Consider the following 3,887-nt stretch of genomic DNA (forward strand, 5'->3'; position numbering starts at 1 on the left):
CGGATGCCGGCGGCCGCAGCGGATGCTGGCGGCCGCAGCGGATGCTGGCGGCCGCAGCGGATGCTGGCGGCCGCAGCGGATGCTGGCGGCCGCAGCGGATGCTGGCGCGAGCAGATGCTGGCGCGAGCAGATGCTGGCGCGAGCGGACGCCGCCCGCCCCCGCTGGCTTCTTCCGCCGGCGCCCCACCTGCCCCGCTCCTTCTTCCGCCGACGCCCCACCTGCGCGACGACGCCCCACCTGGCAGACGTCGATCAGATGGGGCGCGGACGCTCAGATGGGGCGTCGGCCGCGGACGCCTGCAGCGGATGGCAACAGCAGCGGATGCGGCGGCGGGAGCAGATGCGGCGGGAGCAGATGCGGCGGGAGCAGATGCGGCGGCGGCAGATGCGGCGGGAGCGGGTGCTGGCCGCGGCCGCCACGCGCGAGGGGACCCGGGCGTTCCCGTAGACTGGACGCGCCCGTCCGCCCGCGACTCTTGGAGCCGTCATGCCCACCATCGTCGTCGACGTCATGCCCAAGCCCGAACTGCTCGACCCGCAGGGGAAGGCCGTCTCCGGCGCCTTCGCACGCCTGGGCATCGACGGCTTCAGCGGCGTCCGCATCGGCAAGCGCTTCGAGCTCACCGTCGACGGCGAGGTCACCGAAGAGGTGCTCGCCGAGGCCCGTCGCATCGCCGACGAGGTCCTGTCGAACTCCGTCATCGAGGACGTCGTCGGCATCGAGGTCGCCGAATGACCACGCGCATCGGGGTCATCACCTTCCCCGGTTCGCTCGACGACCGCGACGCGCAGCGCGCCGTGCGCATCGCCGGCGCCGAACCCGTCGCTCTCTGGCACGGCTCGCACGACCTCGAGGGCGTCGACGCCCTCGTGCTGCCGGGCGGCTTCAGCTACGGCGACTACCTGAGAAGCGGCGCGATCGCCGCTCTCTCGCCGATCATGGCCGAGGTCAAGGATGCCGCCGCCACGGGCATGCCGATCCTCGGCATCTGCAACGGATTCCAGATGCTCGTCGAGGCGCACCTGCTGCCCGGCGGCCTGATCCGCAACGACCATCAGCACTTCGTGCGCCGCGACCAGAAGCTGACGGTCGAGAACGCCGACACGGCCTGGACGAACACGTTCCGCACCGGCCAGGAGATCATCATCCCTCTGAAGAACGCCGAGGGCGGCTACATCGCGGATGCCGAGACCCTCGACCATCTCGAAGGCGAGGGCCTCGTGGCCTTCCGCTACGCGGGCGTGAACCCCAACGGGTCGCTGCGCGACATCGCGGGTATCACCAACAAGGCGGGCAACGTCGTGGGCCTCATGCCCCACCCCGAGCACGCCACCGAGCCCGGCTTCGGACCCGACACCGCCGCCGCCATGCGCTCGGGCGTCGACGGCCTCGGCTTCTTCGAGAGCGCGATCGCCGCCGTCGCCCGCGTCGCCGCCTGACGCGCGCCCCCGGCATCCGCCCAGCCTCGGGTCACATGCACGACCCGGGAACGGATGCACGACCGAATCCCTGTCCGGATCGTGCATCCGTTCCTGAATCGTGCACCTGTACCCGTCGACGACCCGATCCGGCCGACAACCCCTTCCTGGCCGCACCCCTCCGCCGACACCCCACCCACCCGACACCCCTCCGCCGACACCCCTCCGCCGACACCCGACATACCCCGACACCCGACATACCCCGACACCCGACAGACCCCGGCAGCCGCCCGGCCTCAGGCCACATGCACGACCCGGGAACGGATGCACGACCGATTCCCGGTCCGGATCGTGCATCCGTTCCCGAGTCGTGCACCTGTACCCGTCGACGACCCGATCCGGCCGACAACCCCTTCCTGGCCGAACCCCTCCGCCGACGCCCCACCCACCCGACACCCACACCCGCCCGACACCCGACACCCGACACCCGACACCCCCGCCCACCCGACACTCCGCACCCACTCCCCACCCACTCCCCACCCACCCGACACCCCACCCGACACCCCACCCGACACCCCACCCACCCGACACCCGACACCCACCCGGCTCGAATCGATTCGATCCCTGTCGCGCCGTGCAGTAGCCTGAGGTCATGGCACAGCTTGAACAGATCGCAGCCCCCGGTTCCGAGTGGTGGCGCAGCGCCGTCATCTACCAGATCTACCCCCGCTCCTTCGCCGATGCCTCCGGCGACGGCATCGGCGACCTCCCCGGCATCACCAGCCGGTTGGACGCGCTGAAGGACCTCGGCGTAGACGCGATCTGGCTGAGCCCCTTCATGACCAGCCCTCAGCGCGACGCCGGCTACGACGTGGCCGACTACCGCGATGTCGACCCGCTGTTCGGCACTCTCGCCGACTTCGACGAGATGCTCGCGCAGGCCCATGCCCGCGGCATCCGCGTCATCGTCGACCTCGTCCCCAACCACTCCTCCGATCAGCACGTCTGGTTCCAGGAGGCGCTGCGGGCGGCCCCCGGCAGCCCCGAGCGCGCCCGCTACATCTTCCGCGACGGCCGCGGCACGAACGGCGAGCTCCCCCCGAACAACTGGGAGAGCGTCTTCGGCGGCGGCATGTGGGAGCGCATCACCGAGCCCGACGGCACACCCGGCCAGTGGTACCTGCACATCTTCGACGTCACCCAGCCCGACTTCGACTGGACCAACGAGGAGGTGCGAGAAGAGTTCCGCAGCGTCCTGCGCTTCTGGCTCGACCGCGGCGTCGACGGCTTCCGCGTCGATGTCGCGCACGGCATGGTCAAGGAGGAAGGGCTTCCCGACTACACCCCCGTGGCAGATGCCGACTCGATGGGCGGCGGCGAGGAGAACGTGCCGTACTGGGGCCAGGTCGGCGTTCACGATATATACCGCGACTGGCATGAAGTGCTGGCCGAGTACGACGGCGACCGTGCCCTGTGCGGCGAGGCCTGGCTGCCGACGCTGAAGCAGACCGCCCTGTGGGTGCGCCCAGACGAGATGCACCAGACCTTCAACTTCCCCTACCTGATGACGAAGTGGGACGCGAAGGCGCTCGGCAGGGTGATCCGCGAGTCCCTGGAGGAGTTCGGTGCGGTCGGCGCCCCCAGCACCTGGGTGCTCTCGAACCACGATGTCGTCCGTCACTCGACCCGCCTCGCGCTCACCGCCGACAACCCCCAGGGCGAGGGCATCGGCCCGAACACCCCGGACAAGCCCGACACGGCCACGGGCCTCGCCCGCGGCCGCGCGGCGACCACGCTGATGCTCGCCCTGCCGGGCTCCGCGTACCTCTACCAGGGCGAGGAGCTCGGCCTGCCCGAGGCGATGGAGATCCCCGACGAGTTCCGTCAGGACCCGACGTGGTTCCGCACCGACCACGAGCGCTACGGACGCGACGGATGCCGCGTGCCGCTGCCGTGGGAAGCGGATGCCGTCGCCTTCGGCTTCAACGACACCGGCGCGTCATGGCTGCCGCAGCCGGCGGAGTGGGCGGATTACGCCCGCGACGTCGAGGAGGGCGATGAGACGTCGACCCTGTCGCTGTACAAGCAACTGCTGGCGGCGCGCCGCAAGCACGGCTTCGGATCCGGCTCGCTGGTGTGGGAGGACGCCGGAGCGGATGCCGTCGCCTTCCGCCGCGGCGACGTGCACGTCGTCGCGAACCTCGGCACGAAGCCCGTGGCCCTGCCCGCCGACGCGACGGTGATCCTGCGCAGCCAGCCCTTCGACGGCACCGCCCTTCCTGTGGACACCGCCGTCTGGTACACCACAGCCTGAGCACTCGCGCTCGGGGGCGTGAGACCCCACTTCCGTCGTGAGACACCACCGCACACGTGGTGTCTCACGCGGAAAGTGGTTTCTCGCGCGGAAAGCTGACCGCCCCGCCCGCCGCGCCGGACCCGCCCGCCGCGCCGGACCCGCCCCGCCCGAC

Annotated in this window: 4 protein-coding genes; all 4 read left to right on the plus strand. The window is 71.0% G+C overall.

Going from position 1 to position 3,887, the window contains the following annotated elements:
• Positions 1-448 (plus strand): hypothetical protein (locus tag QM568_RS08890; RefSeq protein WP_415137937.1); only part of this gene is annotated, 448 nt, incomplete at its 5' end.
• A 39-nt stretch (positions 449-487) separates the two neighbouring features.
• Complete coding sequence (gene purS / locus QM568_RS08895) at positions 488-736, plus strand: phosphoribosylformylglycinamidine synthase subunit PurS (protein WP_415137939.1); 249 nt, start codon at positions 488-490, stop codon at positions 734-736.
• Entirely contained in the window at positions 733-1,440 is a 708-nt protein-coding gene (gene purQ / locus QM568_RS08900) for a phosphoribosylformylglycinamidine synthase subunit PurQ (protein WP_415137941.1), read from the plus strand. The genes purS and purQ overlap by 4 nt, the downstream gene beginning before the upstream one ends.
• A 631-nt stretch (positions 1,441-2,071) precedes the next feature.
• Complete coding sequence (locus QM568_RS08905; protein ID WP_415137943.1) at positions 2,072-3,733, plus strand: glycoside hydrolase family 13 protein; 1,662 nt, start codon at positions 2,072-2,074, stop codon at positions 3,731-3,733.
• Positions 3,734-3,887 lie beyond the last annotated feature (154 nt).

Source organism: Microbacterium sp., assembly GCF_047607465.1.
Taxonomy (GTDB): domain Bacteria; phylum Actinomycetota; class Actinomycetes; order Actinomycetales; family Microbacteriaceae; genus Microbacterium.

Coding starts and splice junctions, on each gene's coding strand:
- purQ (WP_415137941.1), top strand. CDS start 733: ATGACCACGCGCATCGGGGTCATCACCTTCCCCGGTTCGCTCGACGAC.
- QM568_RS08905 (WP_415137943.1), top strand. CDS start 2,072: ATGGCACAGCTTGAACAGATCGCAGCCCCCGGTTCCGAGTGGTGGCGC.
- purS (WP_415137939.1), top strand. CDS start 488: ATGCCCACCATCGTCGTCGACGTCATGCCCAAGCCCGAACTGCTCGAC.